This window comes from Nocardioides marmoriginsengisoli (assembly GCF_003725695.1).
Classification (GTDB): domain Bacteria; phylum Actinomycetota; class Actinomycetes; order Propionibacteriales; family Nocardioidaceae; genus Marmoricola; species Marmoricola marmoriginsengisoli.
Genome location: NZ_RJSE01000016.1, coordinates 68578 through 86707 on the forward strand (window position 1 = coordinate 68578; position 18130 = coordinate 86707).

The window sequence follows — 18130 nt, forward strand, 5'->3', positions numbered from 1 at the left end:
GTCTCTGGTTCGCTGTCTCCTACGACGGCTGCGTGTAGGGTAGCCTACCAAGCACTTGCTTGGTACTAGTCCCGTTGGGGCAAGGAGGATCCGTGGCTTCGACTCTGCCCGGTGTGTTGCGTTCCGCCGCCGCTGTCCACGGCGCCCGCCCCGCGGTCGTCGACGGGGAGCGGACCCTGTCCTTCCAGGACCTCCTCGACCACGTGCGCGCGACCGCAGCCGGCTACATCGCCCTGGGCGTGGAACCGGGCGACCGGGTCTGCATCTGGGCGCCGAACAGCGCCGACTGGATGATCGCCGGCCTCGCCGCGTCGTACGCCGGCGCGACTCTGGTCCCGATCAACAGCCGTTACACCGGGCACGAGGCGCAGGAGATCGCCGTCCGGACGCACGCCCGGATCTTCGTGGTGGCCAACGGCTTCCTCGGTCGTGACCAGGTCGGCGAGCTGCGTGCCGCCGGCGAGCTCCCCGAGCTCGGCGCGATCGTGACCCTGCCGCCGCTCCCCGGGGGTGTCGCGGTCCCCGCCGAGAACGTCGTCGACTTCGGCTCCCTCGCGGAGCTCGGGGTGGAGCTTCTCGGTGACGCCGACGCGCGCGCCGAGGCGGTCTCCGCCGACGACGTCGCCGACATCCTCTTCACCTCCGGCACCACCGGCCGGTCCAAGGGCGCGATGAGCGCCCACCGCCAGACGATCGCCGTCTCCGCCGCCTGGGCCGAGATCGGCGGGGTCAGCGCCGAGGACCGCTACCTGGTGGTGAACCCGTTCTTCCACTCGTTCGGCTACAAGATCGGGATCGTGGTCGGCCTGCTCACCGGGGCCACGCTCTACCCGGTCGGGATCTTCGACGTCGACACCACGATGGAGCTGATCGAGCGCGAGCGGATCACCCTGCTCCCGGGCGCGCCGACGATCTTCACCTCGCTGCTGGAGGCCCCCGGCCGCGGGAGCCGCGACCTCTCCTCTCTCCGGCTCTCGATCACCGGTGCCGCGGTCGTCCCGGTCGTGCTGATCGAGCGGATGCGGGCGGCGGCCCCCGAGGGCCTGGGCATCGACCACGTCTACACCGCCTTCGGGATGACCGAGGCCGTGGTCGCCACCATGTGCCGCGAGGGCGACGCCGACGTGCTGGTGGCCACCACCTGCGGTCGGGCGATCCCGGGCGCCGAGGTCCGGATCGCGGCCGTCGGCGGCAACGAGCCGCTGCCGGCCGGCGACGAGGGCGAAGTACTCGTCCGCGGCGAGATCGTGATGCTCGGCTACCTAGACGACCCGGCCGCTACCGCCGACGCGATCGACGAGGACGGCTGGCTGCACACCGGCGACATCGGCAAGGTCGACGAGGCCGGCAACCTGCAGATCACCGACCGCCTCAAGGACATGTACATCTCCGGCGGCTTCAACGTCTACCCCGCCGAGATCGAGCAGGTGCTGGCCCGGCACGAGGCCGTGGCCGACGTCGCGGTGATCGGGGTCCCCGACGACCGGATGGGCGAGGTCGGCCAGGCGTACGTCGTACGCCGTGCCGGGTCCTCGGTCGAAGCCGCCGACCTGATCGCGTTCGCCCGCGAGCGGCTCGCCAACTACAAGGCCCCCCGCCTGGTGGAGTTCGTGGACACGCTTCCGCGCAACGCCTCCGGCAAGGTTCTCAAGATCGACCTTCGCGACACCAAGAAGACGGAGCAGCAGTGAATCTCGACCTGACCGAGTCCGAACTCGCCTTCCAGGCCGAGGTCCGCGCCTGGCTCGCGGCCAACGTGCCCAGCGAGCCGCTTCCCTCGATGGACACCGCCGAGGGCTGGGCGCTCCACCAGGAGTGGGAGGCCAAGCTCGCCGCCGAGCGGCTCTCGGTCGTCTCCTGGCCGAAGGAGGTCGGCGGTCGCGAGGCCTCGTTGATCGAGTGGGTGATCTTCGAGGAGGAGTACTACCGCGCAGGCGCGCCCGGGCGGGTCTCGCAGAACGGCATCTTCCTGCTGGCGCCGATCATCTTCGACCACGGCACCCCGGAGCAGCAGGCGCGCTTCCTGCCGTCGATGGCGACCGGCGAGAAGATCTGGGCGCAGGCCTGGTCCGAGCCCGAGGCCGGGTCCGACCTGGCGTCGTTGCGCTCGACCGCGACCCGGGACGACGATCGCGGCGGCTGGATCCTGAACGGCCAGAAGACCTGGTCCTCGCGGGCGACGTACGCGCACTGGGGCTTCGGGCTCTTCCGCAGTGACCCGGACAGCGCCAAGCACGCCGGACTCACCTACTTCCTGTTCCCGCTCGATGCCGCGGGCATCACGGTGCGGCCGATCGCCCAGCTCGACGGCGAGGCCGGCTTCGCGGAGATCTTCTTCGACGACGTCTTCGTGCCCGACGCCGACGTCCTCGGCGCGGTCGGCGCCGGCTGGAGCGTCGCGATGAGCACGGCCGGCAACGAGCGCGGTCTCTCGCTGCGCTCCCCGGGCCGGTTCTGCGCGGCCGCCGACCGGCTCGTCGCCCTGTGGGGCGAGCGCGGCGCCGACGCGCCGATGTCCCGGGACGCCGTGGTGGACGCCTGGATCGGCGCCCAGGCCTACCGGCTCTTCACCTGGGGCACGGTGACCCGACTCGCCGACGGCGGTGAGATGGGCGCTGCCGGCTCGATCAACAAGGTCTTCTGGAGCGAGCTGGACATCGCGCTGCACGAGACCGGACTGGACCTGCTCGGTGCGGACGCTGAGCTCCTGGAGTCGCCCTGGATGGACGGGTACGTGTTCTCGCTCTCCGGCCCGATCTACGCGGGCACCAACGAGATCCAGCGCAACATCATCGCCGAGCGGATCCTCGGCCTCCCCCGTGAGCCGAAGGGTGTCCAGAAGTGAAGTTCGAGCTGACTGACGAGCAGATCGGGTTCGGCGAGGCGATCACCGCGCTGCTGCGCTCCAGCGACACCGTCGCCGTGGCGCGGTCCTGGGCCGACGGCGATCACGCGCCCGGGGTGGCGCTGTGGGGCCGGCTCGCGGACCTGGGTCTGACCGCGCTGGTGGCGCCGGAGGACGACGGCGGGCTGGGCGGCACCCTGGTAGACCTCGCGGTTGCCTTCGAGGTGCTCGGTCACGAGCTGGCCGTGGGTCCCTGGATCGAGTCCGCGGCGCTCGTGCCCCAGGTCGAGGGCGCGATGGTGACGGCCGCGGTCCCCGGGATCTCGGCGTACGCCGCCGACGCCCAGGTGGCGCAGCTGCTCAGCGGAACCGCCGGCGCGACGCACGCGTCGATCGACACCACCCGGACCCTGACCGAGGTCGCCGGTGCCGACGCGTTCTCCGCGGAGGCCGTCGACCGGGCCGTTCTGGCCTGCGCCGCCGAGCTGCTCGGGGCCGGCGAGCGGGTGCTCGCCGACTCGGTCACCTACGTCAAGCAGCGCAAGCAGTTCGGCCGGGAGATCGGCTCGTACCAGGCGATCAAGCACCAGCTCGCCGACGTCCGGATCGCGCTCGACTTCGCCCGGCCGCTGGTCTTCGGAGCCGCCCTCGGCGAGGTGCCGGTCTCGGCGGCCAAGGTGTACGCCGGCGACGCCGCCTACCTCGCGGCCCGCACCGGCCTGCAGGTGCACGGAGCGATCGGGTACACCGCGGAGTTCGACCTCTCGCTCTGGCTCAACCGCATCCGGGCGCTGGTGACGGCCTGGGGAACCCCGGCCTTCCACCGTGGTCGCGTGCTCGAGCACCTGGTCGGTGCCTGATGCACTTCGCCCGTACCGAGGAGCAGGACGAGCTCGCCGCGGCCGTCCGCGGCATGCTCACCAAGCGATCCGGCTCCGAGGCCGTCCGCGCCGCGGTCGCCACCGAAGCCGGCTACGACACCGAGCTCTGGTCGGCTCTCTGCGAGCAGATCGGCGTCGCCGCCCTCGCCGTCCCCGAGGAGTACGACGGTTTCGGGGCCAGCCTGGTCGAGACGGCGGTCGTGCTCGAGGTGCTCGGTGAGTTCCTCACTCCTGCTCCCCTGCTGGCCTCGACGCTGAGCACGGCCCGGCTGCTGCTCCACGGGACCGACGAGGAGAAGGCGGCGCAGCTGCCCGGGCTGGCCGCCGGCGAGGTCCGTCCGTTCACCCTCGGCCGGGTGGTGCTGGAACCGGCCGAGCGCGCCGAGTCGATGGACCAGACGCTGCGGCTCGCGGTCGCCGCGTCCGCCACCGACACCCCGGAGGACCTGCGGGCGATCAGCGTCGCGCTCACCACCGCGCTGCAGGTCGGCACCATGCAGCGGGCCTTGGACATGACGGTCGCGTACTCCCAGGAGCGGGTGCAGTTCGGTCGCCAGATCGGTTCGTTCCAGGCGCTCAAGCACCGGATGGCCGACATGCTGGTCCGGCTGGAGGCGTCCCGCTCGGCCAGCTGGGGAGCCACCGCCGCTGCCGCCGCCTACCTGTCCACCCCGGACGAGGAGAGCGCCGCGAAGCTAACCCGGCTCGCCGCCGTCGCCGGGTCGTACTGCTCGGATTCGCTCGACCTGATCGCCGCGGAAACCGTGCAGCTGCACGGCGGGATCGCGATCACCTGGGAGCACGACGCACACCTGGTCTTCAAGCGTGCGCATGCGCTCGCGCAGCTGAACGGCCCGGCGCACCGGTTGCGGGCCGCGCTCGTCTGACTACGCCACGTGCTTGCGGGGGCGGCCTCGCGCCGGCTTCCGCTCCACCACGACACCGGCCAGGAAGATCTGACCGCCCCAGACCCCGTGCGGCTCCCGGCGCTCCAGGGCGCCCGCCAGGCACAGGTCCATCACCGGGCAGGAGGCGCACATGACGCGCGCCTCGGCCAGCTCGGCCTGAAGGTCGGAGAAGTACAGCTCAGGGTGGATCAGGCACGGCATCTCGGGTGGCATCAGGCGTCCTCTCCAGCAGCGGGTGACGCAAATCTGGCTGTCTGAGGTAGGGCCCCACATCAGGAAGATGCCTTAGATGAACCCTGAGGTTCCGGATTTCCCGCGGTCAGCGGCTGCTGCGCGGAGTTCGTCCCCGGACGATCCCGACGAACCCCTGGGTGTCGGGGTCCTCGTTCGCGACCAGCCAGGCCAGGCCGATCGGGGACTCCTCGCCGTCGGTGACCGGGCGGTGCTCGACATCCTTGCGGCCGTGCAACCGGGCCAGCGACATCGGCACGATCACGTACCCGGATCCGGCCGCCACCGTCTCGATCGCCATCGGCAGGTCGAGCTCGGGGAACTCGGCGAGCACGTCCAGCTCACCGGCGAGATCGGCGAGCGCGACCTCGTCGTAGGCGGTCACCGGGTGCTCCCGGGCGACCACGACGACCGGCACCTCGTCGTACAGGGCGACGTAGTGCATCCCGTCCCGGTCGACCGGGCCGCGGACCAGGCACATGTCGACCTCGCCGGCGCGGATCGCCCGCTCCTGGTCCTCCAGCGCGACCGGGACCACCTCCAGGCGCCGCCAGCGGCGGGAGGCCCGCTCATGCTCGGTCCAGGAGCGCTCCCACTTGCCGGGGGTGACCCCGGGGACGAAGCCCACGCGCCACGGTGTGATCTGTTCCACGTCCGAACACTAGCCGCCTGTCGGATCGGTCATACCGGCCGGTAGCGGGCCCTGATAACTTCCGGCCTATGCGTTCAGCCAAGGACTTCTTCGCCCCCCTCGCCGTCGGCGCCCCTGCTCCGCTCCGGGAGATCCCGGCCCGGCCCAGCCGCGCGATCCACTTCTTCGACCCGGGCAACGAGAAGATGGCCGCCAAGGTGCCCGACATGGTCGGCACCGTCGACGTCCTGCTCGGCAACCTCGAGGACGCCGTCAAGGCCGAGAACAAGGAGATCTCCCGGGCCGGCCTGGTCAAGATCGGACAGTCGACAGACTTCGGGCCCACCCAGTTCTGGACGCGGATCAACTCGCTCGACTCCCCCTGGGTGCTCGACGACCTGACCACCCTGGTGCCGGCGATCGGCGACAAGCTCGACGTGATCATGGTCCCGAAGGTGCAGGGCGCCGAGGACATCCACTACATCGACCGGATCCTGGCCCAGCTCGAGGCCAAGGCCGGCATCAGCAAGCCGCTGCAGGTGCACGCGATCCTGGAGACCGCCCGCGGCGTCGCGAACATCGAGGAGATCTGCGCCGCGTCCCCGCGGATGCAGGGTCTCTCGCTCGGCCCGGCCGACCTGGCTGCCGACCGGCGGATGAAGACCACCCGGGTCGGCGGCGGGCACCCGGGCTACCTGGTCCGGCAGGACCCGGAGCGCGGCGAGGACGGTGTCCCGCTGTACGACGGCCCGCGGACGACGTACCAGCAGGACCTGTGGCACTACACGATCGCCCGGATGGTCGATGCCTGCGCGATGCACGGCATCTACCCGTACTACGGCCCGTTCGGCGACATCAAGGACACGGTCGCGTGCGAGGACCAGTTCCGCAACGCCTTCCTGCTCGGGTGCGTCGGCGCCTGGTCGCTGCACCCGGTGCAGATCAAGATCGCCAACAAGGTCTTCTCCCCCAGCGTCGAGGACGTCAAGCACGCCCGCCGGGTGATCGCCGCGATGGGCGACGGCACCGGTGCGGTGATGCTCGACGGCAAGATGGAGGACGACGCCTCGGTGAAGCAGTGCAAGGTGATGGTCGCGCTGGCCGAGGAGCTGGCCGCGATCGACCCCGACCTCAAGACCGCCTACGACGCCATCGTGCTCGACTGAGAAAGACGACCATGACCAACGAGTTCCGCCCCCGTCGTTCCGTCCTGTACATGCCCTCGTCCAACGAGCGCGCCCTGGAGAAGGCCAAGACGATCGCGTGCGACGCGCTGATCCTCGACCTCGAGGACGCCGTCGCCCCCGAGGCCAAGCCCGAGGCCCGGCTCAACGCCGCCGCCGCGGTGACGTCCGGTGAGTACGGCAACCGCGAGCTGACGATCCGGGTCAACAGCATCGGCACCGAGTGGCACGACGAGGACATCCGCGCGGCCGCGGCCGCCGGCCCGCACGGCGTCGTGGTGCCCAAGGTCAACTCGGCCGACGAGGTGCGCTCGCTCGTCGCCGCGCTCGAGGCGGCCGGCGCGCCCGAGCACACCAAGCTCTGGGCGATGGTCGAGACGCCCGAGGCGATCTTCAACGTCCGCGAGATCGCGGCCGCCTCGCCGCGGCTCACCGTGCTGGTGATGGGCACCAACGACCTGGTCAAGGAGACCTACTCCGAGCACGTCCCCGGGCGCGCTCCCCTGCTGACCGCCCTGTCGCTGTCCCTGCTGGCTGCTCGCGCCGCCGGCATCGCGATCCTGGACGGCGTCTACAACGACGTGAAGAACCTGGACGGCTTCCTCGCGGAGTGCGAGCAGGGCCGCCAGTTCGGCTTCGACGGCAAGACGCTGATCCACCCGGGTCAGGTCGAGGGCGCGAACGAGGCGTTCGCCCCGTCAGCACAGGCGATCGAGGACGCCCGCGGGCTGATCGCCGCCTGGGACGCCCGGGAGACCGGCGTCGTCACCTACAACGGCCGGATGGTCGAGAACCTGCACGTCGAGTCGGCGCAGCGCACCCTGTCGATCGCCGACGCGATCGCCGCGCTGGGCTGAGCGCCTACCGTCGGTAGCTGTCCCGGCGGTGGCCGACCGCGACCACGAGGACCCGGAGCACGTCGTCCTCGATCTCGTAGACGATGCGGTAGTCGCCGGTGCGTACTCGCCACTCGCCCTCACCCCCGACGAGCTTCTTCGCCCCGGCCGGTCGCGGGCCCATGGCCAGGAGCTCGAGCACGGTGAGGATACGGCGACCCGCCTGCGGATCGAGCTTGCGGAGCTGTCGCGCGGCGGCTGGCGCGATCTCGACCTGGTAGGTCATCGCGTCCGCCGCTTCAGCCCATGCCGAGCTCGGCCTTGAGCTCGGCCAGGGAGATCACCGGCTCGTCCGAGGTGGCCAGCTCTTCGCGTGCCGCCTGAGCCGCCCGGATGTCGGCCAGGTCCTCAGCGTCCGCCATCAGCCGACGCAGGTCGTCGGCGTCGATCACCGCGGCGACCTGACGACCACGCCGGGTCAGGAAAACCGGGTCGTGGGCGACCCGCGCCTCGTCGACCACGTCAGCCAACCGGGCCCGTGCCTCCGTCAAGGACATCTCGCTCATACCTCCATAGTAGCAGAAAGCGCAGTTTTCGCTGTTTTGATCGAACTGTACATTTCAGCGGTCTCGCCGCAGGTCAGCTCACCTGCTGGAGCAGGTGCTGGTGGAACTCGCGCTCCAGGTGCTCGATCAGGAAGATCGGGTCGCTGGTGATCACCCGCTCCCGGTGCAGGACCAGCACCCGCCAGCCGAGCGCTGCCAGCCGCGCCCGGTCCGAGCGGCTGATCTGGCCGGCGAGCGACACACCGAACCGCTGGGTGTCCAGTGCCAGCGCGACCCGTACGCCGGCCACTCGCGCCCCGGGGCTCGGCGTCGGCAACGACGCTTCCATCCACCGCAGCCGCAGCACCGACTCGGCCTCCTCGACCGGCCTCGGATCGGCCAGCGCGACCAGCTCACGGAACTGGGCGGCTCCGGGCCGACGCGCATCCCCGCCCGCACTCGCACGGATCAGCTCACCGTGCGTGATCGCGCCCGATCGGAGCAGCCCGTCGAGCAACGGCAGCGCCCGCTCGGGCGCGAAGTTCTGTCCGAGGTCGAGGGCGGTCCGCAACGGCGAGGTGCAGCGCACCCCGCCGACGAGCAGCACCTCCTCCGGCCCGTACGGCGGCGCCGGGGCCAGCCGCGAGCGCCGGCCGTGCAGGTCCAGCGGCACCGGGTCGAGCCGCACTGCCGCGGTGACCAGGCCGGCGCCGTGGATCCAGGCCGCCGTACGGTCGACGACGACCTGCTTGCGACCGACGCGCAGCGCCACCGCCCGGGCGCGCAGGACCGCGGTCAGCTCGACGTCAGCATCGATGTAGACCCCGCGGACCAGCCGCCTGAGCCGCCCGCTCCGCAGCAGGCGGTCCAGCTCCGCCCGCCCCAGGCCGGCGCGGGCCGCCATCGCCGGCGTGAAAGGCTCGCCGCGGTCCAGCGTCGGTCGTTCTCCGTGTGGTGCTCCCATCGGTCAACCTTCACCGATGCCGCCGATCCCCCGTCAGCGTCGTCCACAGGCGTGCCGGCGATCCGTCCTCAGCGGCCCTGGAGGGTGGCGCGGAGCGCGGGCGCGAACTGCACGACGATCTCCTCGGCCGGCACGGACGCCACCGGTTCGACCTGGAGCACGTAGCGCATCATCGCCAGGCCGACCAGCTGCCCGCAGACCAGCTCGATCCGCAGCGCCGAGGCGTGCATCCCGGTCGCCTTGGCGGCAGGATTGACCACCGTCCGATTCAGGACCCGGTAGAACGCCTGTCCGGCCCGGGCGCTGCCGACCGAGGCGCGCACCATCCGGATCATGCCCTGCCGGGTCCGCGGGTTCTCGCAGAGCGCCAGGAAGCTGCGCAGCAGCCGGTCGCTGAAGTCCCGTTCCACGCCGTCGTCGTCCGAGCGGATCGCCGACTCGGTCGCGGCGATCACCGTCGGGGAGTCCGGGAACACGGGCGGGGTCACGCGATCAACCGTAGTTCAGCGCATCTCAGCCCTGCGGCTTGGTGTACTTCCCGCCGAAGAAGAGCAGCGGCTCGACGGCCGGCTCCCGCTCGGTCCGGTCGCCGTTGCCCAGCTCCTTGACGCGGCCGATCACGATGTAGTGATCGCCGGCCTCGACGACCTGCTGCACGGTGCAGTCGATGTAGCCGAGAACGCCCTCGAGCACCGGCGCCCCGGTGCTGGCCGTTGTCCAGCCCACCCCGGTGAACTTCTCGTCGCCCTTGGTGGCCATCGTGTTGGAGAGCTCGGACTGGCCGGCGGCGAGGATGTTCACGCAGAAGTAGCCGGCCCGCTGCATCAGCGGCCAGGCCCGCGAGGTCTTGGCCGGGGAGAACATCACCAGCGGGGGCTCCAGGGAGACCGAGGAGAACGACTGGCAGGTCATCCCGACGGGGCTGCCGTCGGAGATCGAGGTGACTACGGTGACGCCGCTGCAGAACAGTCCGAGGACGTCGCGGAACTTGCGCGCCCGCGCGGCCGCCTCCGGGTCGTCCGGGATCGGGGTGTGCTCGCCGAGCCGGAGCTCGAAGTCGAGCTCGTTGCCGAGCCAGGACTTGATCAGCTCCTCGCTGGGCCAGGTCTCCCGGGCGTTCTCGTTCATCCCGTCCGGGATCTCGCGCGTCACTCCCCCATTGTTCATCGGTCTACTGGCCCCCGCCGAACGTGTGGCCCCAGTACGAGACGGCGGTGCTCTCCCGGGCGACCCAGCGGGCGTCGTCGACCTGCAGGCCCTCGGTGCCGAACTCGAAGTCGAAACCGCCCGGGGACTTCACGTAGAACGAGACCATCTCGTCGTTCATGTGCCGGCCGAGCGTCGCCGACAGCGGCGCCTTGTACTTCTTGACGCGCTCCAGCGCACGGCCGACGTGGTCGAGCTCGTCGACCTCGAGCATCACGTGCACGCACTTGGACGGGTTCGGCATCGGCAGGAACGCCAGGCTGTGGTGCCGCGGGTTCACGCCGAGGAAGCGCAGCCAGACCTTCGAGCCTGGCTCCTTGCCGACGAACTCGCCGGGCATGCTCATCGAGTCGCGGAGCCGGAAGCCGAGCACCTCGGTGTAGAACCGCAGCGCCTCGACGTCGTCGAGGACCGGGATCACGATGTGGCCCATGCCCTGGTCGCCGGTGACGAACTTGGCGGCGTACGGCGTCACGACCGGCCGGGACTCGTAGGTGATGCCGTGGAAGAGCTCGAAGACGTTGTCCCACGGGTCGGAGAACCGGACCAGCTCCTGGACCCGGCGCTCGGCCAGCTCCTCGGGGGTGCCCTCTTCGAAGGTCACGCCGGCCTTGGTCAGGTGCTCGCGGGCGTCCTGGAGCGCCTGATGGTCGGCGACCTCCCAGCCGGTGGCGTCGAGCTGGTCGACGTCGGCGGGGAAGACCACGATCCGGGCGGAGACGGCGTCGATCCGGAAGTACAGGTTGTCCGGGTTCGGGCCGCGGCCCTCGGCGACGCCGAGCACCTTGCCCGCGAAGGTCTTCCAGGCCTCCAGGTCGGTGCTGGCGACCCGGATGTAGCCCATGGACTTGATGTCGATCGTCATCTCAGCCCCTTTCGCGGTGGCGTGCCAGGAAGGCGGTGGTGATCTCGGCGAACTCCTCGGCCGCCTCGATCTGGGCCCAGTGGCCACAGTTCGGGAAGACGTGCAGCTGCGCCTTGGGGATCTGCTTGAGCGCGACCAGGGCACCGTCGAGCGGGTTGACGCGGTCCTCGCGGCCCCAGGTCAGCAGGGTGTGCTTGCGGAGGTTGTGCACCTCGCGCCAGAGCATCCCGTCCTCGGCCCACTCGGGGTTCCAGAACGAGGCGCCCATCGAGCGCATCGCCTCGAGCGAGCCGGGCGCGGTGGCGTCGGCGAACCGCTCCTCGACCAGCTCGTCGGTGACCAGCGCCTGGTTCACGACCATGGTCGAGATGAAGGCGCGCAGGGCTTCCCGGCTCGGTGCCATCGAGAAGTCCATCAGCCGCTTGACGCCCTCGGTGGGGTCGGCGTGGAGCAGGTTGAGCGAGAGCCCGCCGGGGCCCATCAGCACCAGCCGGCCGACCCGGTCGGGGTAGCTGAGCGCGAACCGGGTCGCCGTACCGCCGCCGAGGCTGTTGCCGAGCAGGTGGATCTTCTCGATCTGCAGCTCGTCGAGCAGCTTGAGCAGGTACTCCGAGGAGTGCCGGAAGTAGTTCGCGCCGACCTCGGGCTTGTCCGAGCCGCCGAAACCGGGTTGGTCGACCAGGAGCGTCCGGAAGTTGGCCGCGAACCGGGGCAGTGCCGACCCGAAGTTGCTCCAGGCCGAGGCTCCCGGGCCGCCGCCGTGCAGCAGCACGAACGGCAGGCCGCCGCCGAGGTCGGACGCCGTGCCGGCCTCGTAGTAGTTCAGCGTGATGTCGCCGGCCTTCGCCGACTTCCGAGTGCCCTCTTTCGAGTAGTCGACAGACATCGGCTCAGTACATCCCCGGGTCGACCTTGTGGCCGAACTCGTGGGCGCCGAACATCTGCAGCGCGCGCTCCGGGTCGTTGGCGGCGTGCACGCGACCGGCGTGCGCGTCCCGCCAGGCCCGCTGCAGGTAGGTGCCGTTGGCCAGGGCGCGACCGCCGGAGGCCTCGAAGAGCGCGTCGATCGCGTCGATGGAGCGCTGGGTGCCGAGGACCTGGTCGCGACGGACCTTGAGCCGCAGGCCGAGCGGGATCTGCTCGCCCTTCTCGACCAGGGCCATCTCCTCGCGGATGTTGTTCATCGCCAGGGCCCAGGCGGCGTCGATGTCGCTGGCGGCGCGGGCGATCCGGACGGCGGCGAACGGGTCGAGCGACGCCTTCTCTCCCAGGTACGCCGCGCGGACGCGCTTCTGCTGCATGTCGACGTGCTCGGCGTAGGCGCCGTACGCCATCCCGATGATCGGGGTGCAGATGGTGGTCGTGAAGACCGAGTGGAACGGCAGCTTGTACAGGTTGGAGGTGTTGACCTCCTGGCCCGGGCCCTTGCACTGGCCGGTCTCGCCCATCGACAGCGTGAACGCCTCGGGGACGAAGACGTCGTCCACGACGATGTCGTTCGAGCCGGTGCCGGAGAGGCCGACCATGTGCCAGACGTCGTTGATGGTGTAGTCGCTGCGCGGCACCATGAAGGTGCGGAAGTCGACGACGTTGCCGTCCTCGTTGAACACCAGGCCGCCGAGCAGCACCCACTGGCAGTGGTCGCAGCCCGAGGAGAAGCTCCACTTGCCGGAGAGCTTGAAGCCGCCCTCGGTGATCGTCGCCTTGCCGGTCGGGGCGTACGACGAGCTCAGCCGCGCGTTCGGGTCGTTGCCCCAGACCGCCTGCTGGGCCTCGTCGGCGAAGAGGCCGACCTGCCAGGGGTGCACGCCGACGACGCTGGAGACCCAGCCGGTCGACCCGCAGGCCCCGGCGATCTCCTTGACGCCCTCGTAGAAGTCGATCGGGCTCGACTCGAAGCCGCCGTACCGCTTCGGCTGGAGGAGCTTGAAGAAGCCGGTCTCCGCCAGCTCCTTGATCGAGGCCTCGGGGATGACGCGGAGACGCTCGGTCTCGTCCGCACGCTCACGCAGCGTGGGCAGCAGGTCACGGACACCGTCAAGAACTGCCTGACTCATGGCTTCTCCTCGTCGTTCGAATACTTCTGAAGACAATACTAGAACACGTTCTACCTGTTCGTCCACGACACCCGGGACGGTCTCGGAAACGCCCGAAAAATCCCCTCAGGAAAAGTTGCAAGGACTTCCGGGCCCGGTGCTCCTACTTCCGAGAGCGGCACGAACGCCGCACCACGAAGCCCCTGAAGCACCGACCAAGGAGAACGTCATGAACCGCAGCATCCGCACCCTGATCATCGCCGCCCCGCTCGCCGTCGCGGCGCTCACCCTGACCCCGGGCGCCGCCCTGGCCGCCGACGGTCCGGTCATCGTCGCCCCTGTCGGCGGCGACCCGAAGCCGATGGACATCGCGGCTCCGACCCCGGCCCCGCAGCCGGTCCCGGACGGCCCGGGCGAGGTCTCCAACGGCAAGCCGAAGCCGACCCACCCGAAGCCCCACCACCCGCAGCCGAACCCCGACGGTCCCGGCGGGATCACCGACACCCCGGACTGCACCCACGGGTGCGGCGGGAACGACGTTCCCGACGACAAGGCGGGCCCGAACCCGGGCAACGACAAGCCGGGCGACGACAAGCCGGGCACCCCGGACGCCGGGGACGAGCCGGACGCGGGCAAGAACCAGGGTGGCGCGACCGACTCGATCAGCATCCCGACCCGAGTCGACGCCGGGGCCGCCTCGGCGGACTCCCCCTCCGAGAACGGTCTCGACCTGACCTGGACGCTCGCCGGCGGAGCTCTGCTGGTCGCCAGCGGCGCGGCCTTCGCTGCCCGGAAGCGTCAGCAGGCCTGATCAAGGACTCCGAAAGCCCCGCCCTCTCTCGGGGGCGGGGCTTTCGGCACGGGTAGCGCTCAGGCGCACTCGGCTATACAGATGCCATGTGTACTGGTGACGAGGTCCCGCGACCCCTGGGCCATTCTGAGCCTGTTCCACCTGCTTGCAACGCAGCCGAGCACGGTGAGCGCCTCATTGACGTGCTCACGCTTGCAGACGCGATCCCACGCCGAAGCCCGCGCGGTGAACTGCTGATGCCGCGCATTGACTCGACGCAACGAACCTGACGCAGCAGTGCTGTGCGGCCGTGCTCAGCCCCTAGCTGGCGTCCTGCTCGGCCTTCAGCAGCAGCGCGATGTCGATCAGCTGGTCCTCCTGGCCGCCGATCAGCTTGCGCCGGCCGGCCTCCGCGAGGATCCGGGCGCCGGAGACGCCGTACCGCTCGGCCGCGTTGCCGGCGTGCTTGAGGAAGCTCGAGTAGACGCCCGCGTAGCCCATCATCATCGTCATCCGGTCCAGCCGGCACTCCTCCGGCATCGCCGGGCGGACCACGTCCTCGGACGCGTCGATGATCTTGAGGAAGTCCACGCCGGTCTTCCAGCCGAGCTTGTCGCAGATGCCGACGAAGGCGTCCAGCGGCGTGTTGCCGGCACCGGCGCCGAAGCGGCGTACCGAGCCGTCGATCTGGGTGGCGCCCGCGCGGACCGCCATCACGGTGTTGCCGGCGCCGAGGTCGAGGTTCTCGTGGCCGTGGAAGCCGACGGTGGCCTCGTTGCCGACCTCCGCGACGACGGCGGCGACCCGGTCCGAGACACCCTCGAGGATCAGCGCGCCCGCGGAGTCGACCACGTAGACGCACTGGTTGCCGGCGTCGACCATGATGCGGGCCTGCTTGGCCAGCACCTCGGGCGGCTGGGTGTGGCTCATCATCAGGAAGCCGACGGTCTCCAGGCCGAGGTCGCGGGCGAGCTTGAAGTGCTGCTCGGTCGTGTCCGCCTCGGTGCAGTGGGTCGCGATCCGGCAGATCGACCCGCCGTTGTCCTGGGCCATCCGGATGTCGTCCTTGATGCCCACGCCGGGCAGCATCAGGAAGGCGATCTTGGCGTTCTTCGCGGTCTCGGCGGCCGCCTTGATCAGCTGCTGCTCCGGGGTCTTGGAGAAGCCGTAGTTGAAGCTCGACCCGCCCAGACCATCCCCGTGGGTGACCTCGATGACCGGCACGCCGGAGTCGTCGAGGGCGCCGACGATGTCACGGACCTCCTGCTCGGTGAACTGGTGGCGCTTGTGGTGCGAGCCGTCGCGCAGGCAGGTATCGGTGAGCCGGATGTCCAGGTCGGACGTCGGGTCGGTGTCGCGCCAGGTGCGGGTCAGGGCGTTGAGTTCTGCGGGTCCGGCGATGCTCATGCGCTCAGGGCCTTCCGTGCCATTCCTTCGCCGGCGCGGGTCGCGGCGGCGGTCATGATGTCGAGGTTGCCCGAGTACGGCGGCAGGAAGTCCCCGGCGCCCTCGACCTCGATGAAGATGCTGACCTTGGTGGCGCCGCGGGTGGCGTCGCTCGGGTCGTCGAATTGCGGCTCCTGGAGCAGCCGGTAACCGGGGACGTAGTCCTGGACAGCCTTCACCATGTCGTGGACCGACTTCGTGATCGCGTCCCGGTCCACGTCGGCGCCGACAGCGCAGAAGATCGTGTCCCGCATGATCATCGGCGGCTCGGCCGGGTTCAGGATGATGATCGCCTTGCCCTGGGCGGCGCCGCCGATCGTCTCGACCCCCTTCGAGGTGGTCTGGGTGAACTCGTCGATGTTCTGCCGGGTGCCCGGCCCCGCGGAGAGCGACGCGACCGACGCGACGATCTCGGCGTAGGAGACCGGGGTGGCGCGGGAGACGGCCGCGACCATCGGGATGGTCGCCTGTCCCCCGCAGGTGATCATGTTGACGTTCACGGCGTCGGAGTGCTCGTCGCCGTTGACCGCCGGGATGCAGGCCGGGCCGACGGCGGCCGGCGTCAGGTCGATCGCGCGGATGCCCGCCTCGGCGTACCGGGGCGCGTACTCGCGGTGGATGTAGGCGCTGGTCGCCTCGAAGATGAAGTCCGGCTTCTCGTCCTGCTTGAGCAGCCAGTCGACGCCCTCGGCGCTGGCGATCAGGCCCTTGTCCCGAGCCCGGCCCAGACCGGGCGACTCCGGGTCGACGCCGATCATCCAGCGCGGCTCGATGACGTCGCTGCGGAGCAGCTTGTACATCAGGTCGGTACCGATGTTGCCCGGGCCGACGATCGCGGCAGTGAGCTTAGTCATTCCTACTCCCAAACTTGACGCTGAGCGGTGCGAATCCGCTGATGGTCGCCACGACGTCATCTCCCGCGGCGAAGGGTACGAAGGGGCCGAGCGCCCCCGAGAGGATCAGGTGCCCCGCGCGCAGCGGGTCCCCGAAACGATAGGCCTGCACGGCGAGCCAGCGCAGCGCCTCCAGCGGATCGCCGAGGCAGGCCGCGCCGTTGCCGCTCGACCGGACCTCGCCGTTGATGGTCAGCGACATCTCGACGTCGACCGGGCTGATCTCGGTGAGCGGCTTGGCGTCGGTGCCGATCACGAACAGGCCGCTGGAGGCGTTGTCTGCGACCGTGTCGGTGAAGGTGATGTCCCAGTTCTCGATCCGGGAGTCCACGATCTCCAGGGCCGGCAGCGCCACGTCGACCGCGTCCCGGACCAGCTCGAGGGTGATCTCCTCCTCGGTGGCCGGAGCGATGTCCTTGCCCAGCCGGAACGCGACCTCGGCCTCGACCCGCGGCTGCACCAGCGTGCGCATCGAGATGGGAGCGTCGTCGGACACGTCCATGTCGCTGAGCAGGTAGCCGAAGTCGGGCTGATCGACGCCGAGCTGGTCCTGAACGGCCTTCGAGGTGGCCCCGATCTTGCGGCCGACCACGGTGACCCCGCCGGCGATCCTGGCCTGCACCAGACCGCCCTGCACGGCGTACGCCGCGGGGAGGTCGTCGGTGCCGATCAGGTCCCGTACGGCGGCGCACGGGACCCGGGTCGCCTGGGCCTCGGCGAGCCGTTCGACGGCTGCTGCGATGGCATCGGAGGTAGTCACGAAAGACATACTAGAACCTGTTACAGTTTCGTGCCATGAAGGCCCCTGACCAAGTCGATCTGAAGCCCTCCGTCGATGTGCTCGTCGTCGGCGCCGGCGGTGCCGGGATGACGGCCGCGCTCGCGGCCGCCCGGCAAGGACTCGACACCCTGCTGATCGAGAAGTCCGCCTACTTCGGCGGGTCCACCGCCCGGTCCGGCGGCGGCGTCTGGATCCCCGGGAACTACGCCCTGAAGAAGGCCGGCGAAGCGGACGACCCCGCCGAGTCGAAGAAGTACCTCGACGCGATCGTCGGCGACGTCGTCCCGAAGGTCCGCCGCGACACCTACATCGACCGCGGCCCCGAGGTAATGGACTTCCTCAAGGAGAACACCCCGGTCCGGTTCACCTGGGTGCCCGAGTACGCCGACTACCTGCCCGAGGCGCCCGGCGGCCGGGCCCGCGGTCGCACCGTCGAGGCGATCCCGCTCAACGCGAAGTTCCTCGGGGCCGAGCTCGACCGGTTGCACCCGCCGTACGGGAAGGCGCCGGCGAACCTGATCATCACCCAGGCCGACTACCGCAAGATCAGCCTCGGGATGCGCACCCTGCGCGGCCCGCTGGTGCTGATCCGGGCCACCCTGATGCGGCTGCTGACCCTGCTGCTCGGCAAGAAGATGTACGCGATGGGCAACGCGATCGCGATCGGCCTGCGCAAGGGCCTGGTCGACGCCGGCGTCCCGGTCGCCTACGAGACCGAGCTGACCGACCTGATCCTGGAGAACGGCCGGGTCGTCGGGGTGAAGGTCCGGCGCGACGGCGCCACCCAGGAGATCCGCGCGACCCGCGGCGTCATCCTCGGCAGCGGCGGCTTCGAGAAGAACCTGGAGATGCGCGAGAAGTACCAGCCCCAGCCGACCTCGGTCGACTGGACCACCGGTGCGCCCTCGAACGAGGGCGGCGGCATCCTCGCCGGGATCACCGCCGGCGCCCAGATCGACCTGATGGACGACGCCTGGTGGGGTCCGACCATCCCGCTGCCGAACGGGCCGTGGTTCTGCCTCGCCGAGCGCAACCTGCCGGGCTCGATCATCGTGAACCAGGCCGGCAAGCGCTACATGAACGAGGCG

At 70.3% G+C, this 18130-nt stretch carries 21 protein-coding genes; 8 read left to right on the forward strand and 13 right to left on the reverse strand.

Annotated elements, in window-relative coordinates; translation table 11 throughout:
* Nucleotides 1-92: 92 nt before the first annotated feature.
* The 4 genes from EFK50_RS21655 to EFK50_RS21670 are packed head-to-tail and all read left to right on the forward strand — an operon-like array spanning nt 93 to nt 4613.
* On the forward strand, nt 93-1691 hold the full coding sequence (locus EFK50_RS21655) for a FadD3 family acyl-CoA ligase (RefSeq protein ID WP_123229695.1): 1599 nt from the start codon (nt 93-95) through the stop codon (nt 1689-1691).
* Nucleotides 1688-2845 carry an acyl-CoA dehydrogenase family protein gene (locus EFK50_RS21660; RefSeq protein ID WP_123229696.1) on the forward strand — a complete coding sequence of 386 codons (1158 nt, stop codon included), beginning with the start codon at nt 1688-1690 and terminating at the stop codon, nt 2843-2845. The genes EFK50_RS21655 and EFK50_RS21660 overlap by 4 nt, the downstream gene beginning before the upstream one ends.
* On the forward strand, nt 2842-3705 hold the full coding sequence (locus tag EFK50_RS21665; RefSeq protein WP_123229697.1) for an acyl-CoA dehydrogenase family protein: 864 nt from the start codon (nt 2842-2844) through the stop codon (nt 3703-3705). Before EFK50_RS21660 ends, EFK50_RS21665 begins: the two co-directional genes overlap by 4 nt.
* Entirely contained in the window at nt 3705-4613 is a 909-nt protein-coding gene (locus EFK50_RS21670) for an acyl-CoA dehydrogenase family protein (protein ID WP_123229698.1), read from the forward strand. The genes EFK50_RS21665 and EFK50_RS21670 overlap by 1 nt, the downstream gene beginning before the upstream one ends.
* Here the strand turns inward: EFK50_RS21670 and EFK50_RS21675 are convergent, their stop codons facing one another.
* Both EFK50_RS21675 and EFK50_RS21680 read right to left on the reverse strand, forming a co-directional pair.
* Nucleotides 4614-4847, reverse strand: coding sequence for a WhiB family transcriptional regulator (locus EFK50_RS21675; protein ID WP_123229699.1), 234 nt, complete (start codon nt 4845-4847; stop codon nt 4614-4616).
* 106 nt (nt 4848-4953) lie between these two features.
* On the reverse strand, nt 4954-5517 hold the full coding sequence (locus EFK50_RS21680; protein WP_123229700.1) for a LysR substrate-binding domain-containing protein: 564 nt from the start codon (nt 5515-5517) through the stop codon (nt 4954-4956).
* Nucleotides 5518-5585: 68 nt separating this feature from the next.
* Here EFK50_RS21680 and EFK50_RS21685 point away from each other — a divergent pair, with 68 nt between their 5' ends.
* Together EFK50_RS21685 and EFK50_RS21690 are read left to right on the forward strand one after the other, a co-directional pair.
* Complete coding sequence (locus tag EFK50_RS21685; protein ID WP_123229701.1) at nt 5586-6662, forward strand: HpcH/HpaI aldolase/citrate lyase family protein; 1077 nt, start codon at nt 5586-5588, stop codon at nt 6660-6662.
* 11 nt (nt 6663-6673) lie between these two features.
* Nucleotides 6674-7537 (forward strand): HpcH/HpaI aldolase/citrate lyase family protein, encoded by an 864-nt coding sequence (locus EFK50_RS21690; RefSeq protein ID WP_123229702.1) that lies wholly within the window; start codon nt 6674-6676, stop codon nt 7535-7537.
* A gap of 4 nt (nt 7538-7541) precedes the next feature.
* Here the strand turns inward: EFK50_RS21690 and EFK50_RS21695 are convergent, their stop codons facing one another.
* The 8 genes from EFK50_RS21695 to hsaA all read right to left on the reverse strand — a co-directional run bounded on the left by EFK50_RS21695 (nt 7542) and on the right by hsaA (nt 13153).
* Entirely contained in the window at nt 7542-7802 is a 261-nt protein-coding gene (locus EFK50_RS21695; RefSeq protein ID WP_123229703.1) for a type II toxin-antitoxin system RelE family toxin, read from the reverse strand.
* A 13-nt stretch (nt 7803-7815) separates the two neighbouring features.
* Nucleotides 7816-8082 (reverse strand): type II toxin-antitoxin system Phd/YefM family antitoxin, encoded by a 267-nt coding sequence (locus EFK50_RS21700; RefSeq protein ID WP_123229704.1) that lies wholly within the window; start codon nt 8080-8082, stop codon nt 7816-7818.
* 73 nt (nt 8083-8155) lie between these two features.
* On the reverse strand, nt 8156-9025 hold the full coding sequence (locus EFK50_RS21705) for a type IV toxin-antitoxin system AbiEi family antitoxin domain-containing protein (protein ID WP_148046259.1): 870 nt from the start codon (nt 9023-9025) through the stop codon (nt 8156-8158).
* A gap of 68 nt (nt 9026-9093) precedes the next feature.
* Complete coding sequence (locus EFK50_RS21710; protein WP_148046260.1) at nt 9094-9513, reverse strand: TetR/AcrR family transcriptional regulator; 420 nt, start codon at nt 9511-9513, stop codon at nt 9094-9096.
* 25 nt (nt 9514-9538) lie between these two features.
* Nucleotides 9539-10177, reverse strand: coding sequence for a flavin reductase family protein (locus EFK50_RS21715; protein ID WP_246004282.1), 639 nt, complete (start codon nt 10175-10177; stop codon nt 9539-9541).
* A gap of 19 nt (nt 10178-10196) precedes the next feature.
* Nucleotides 10197-11096, reverse strand: coding sequence for an iron-dependent extradiol dioxygenase HsaC (gene hsaC / locus EFK50_RS21720; protein WP_123229707.1), 900 nt, complete (start codon nt 11094-11096; stop codon nt 10197-10199).
* Between the two features lies 1 nt (nt 11097).
* The gene (gene hsaD / locus EFK50_RS21725; protein WP_123229708.1) at nt 11098-11982 is read right to left on the reverse strand and encodes a 4,5:9,10-diseco-3-hydroxy-5,9,17-trioxoandrosta-1(10),2-diene-4-oate hydrolase; all 885 of its coding nucleotides are present in this window, start codon (nt 11980-11982) and stop codon (nt 11098-11100) included.
* A gap of 4 nt (nt 11983-11986) precedes the next feature.
* Entirely contained in the window at nt 11987-13153 is a 1167-nt protein-coding gene (hsaA, locus tag EFK50_RS21730) for a 3-hydroxy-9,10-secoandrosta-1,3,5(10)-triene-9,17-dione monooxygenase oxygenase subunit (protein ID WP_123229709.1), read from the reverse strand.
* 208 nt (nt 13154-13361) lie between these two features.
* On the opposite strand from hsaA, the gene EFK50_RS21735 reads away from it, so the two are divergent.
* Nucleotides 13362-13943: a hypothetical protein gene (locus EFK50_RS21735; RefSeq protein ID WP_123229710.1), complete on the forward strand. Its 582-nt coding sequence runs from the start codon at nt 13362-13364 to the stop codon at nt 13941-13943.
* Between the two features lie 300 nt (nt 13944-14243).
* On the opposite strand, the gene dmpG is transcribed toward EFK50_RS21735, so the two are convergent.
* The 3 genes from dmpG to EFK50_RS21750 are packed head-to-tail and all read right to left on the reverse strand — an operon-like array spanning nt 14244 to nt 17030.
* Complete coding sequence (gene dmpG / locus EFK50_RS21740) at nt 14244-15329, reverse strand: 4-hydroxy-2-oxovalerate aldolase (RefSeq protein WP_123229711.1); 1086 nt, start codon at nt 15327-15329, stop codon at nt 14244-14246.
* Nucleotides 15326-16222: an acetaldehyde dehydrogenase (acetylating) gene (locus EFK50_RS21745; RefSeq protein WP_123229712.1), complete on the reverse strand. Its 897-nt coding sequence runs from the start codon at nt 16220-16222 to the stop codon at nt 15326-15328. Before EFK50_RS21745 ends, dmpG begins: the two co-directional genes overlap by 4 nt.
* Nucleotides 16215-17030: a 2-keto-4-pentenoate hydratase gene (locus tag EFK50_RS21750; protein WP_123229713.1), complete on the reverse strand. Its 816-nt coding sequence runs from the start codon at nt 17028-17030 to the stop codon at nt 16215-16217. Before EFK50_RS21750 ends, EFK50_RS21745 begins: the two co-directional genes overlap by 8 nt.
* Before the next feature lie 26 nt (nt 17031-17056).
* Between EFK50_RS21750 and EFK50_RS21755 the strand changes: the two genes are divergently transcribed.
* On the forward strand, nt 17057-18130 hold a 1074-nt coding region (locus EFK50_RS21755), incomplete at its 3' end, for an FAD-dependent oxidoreductase (protein WP_123229714.1).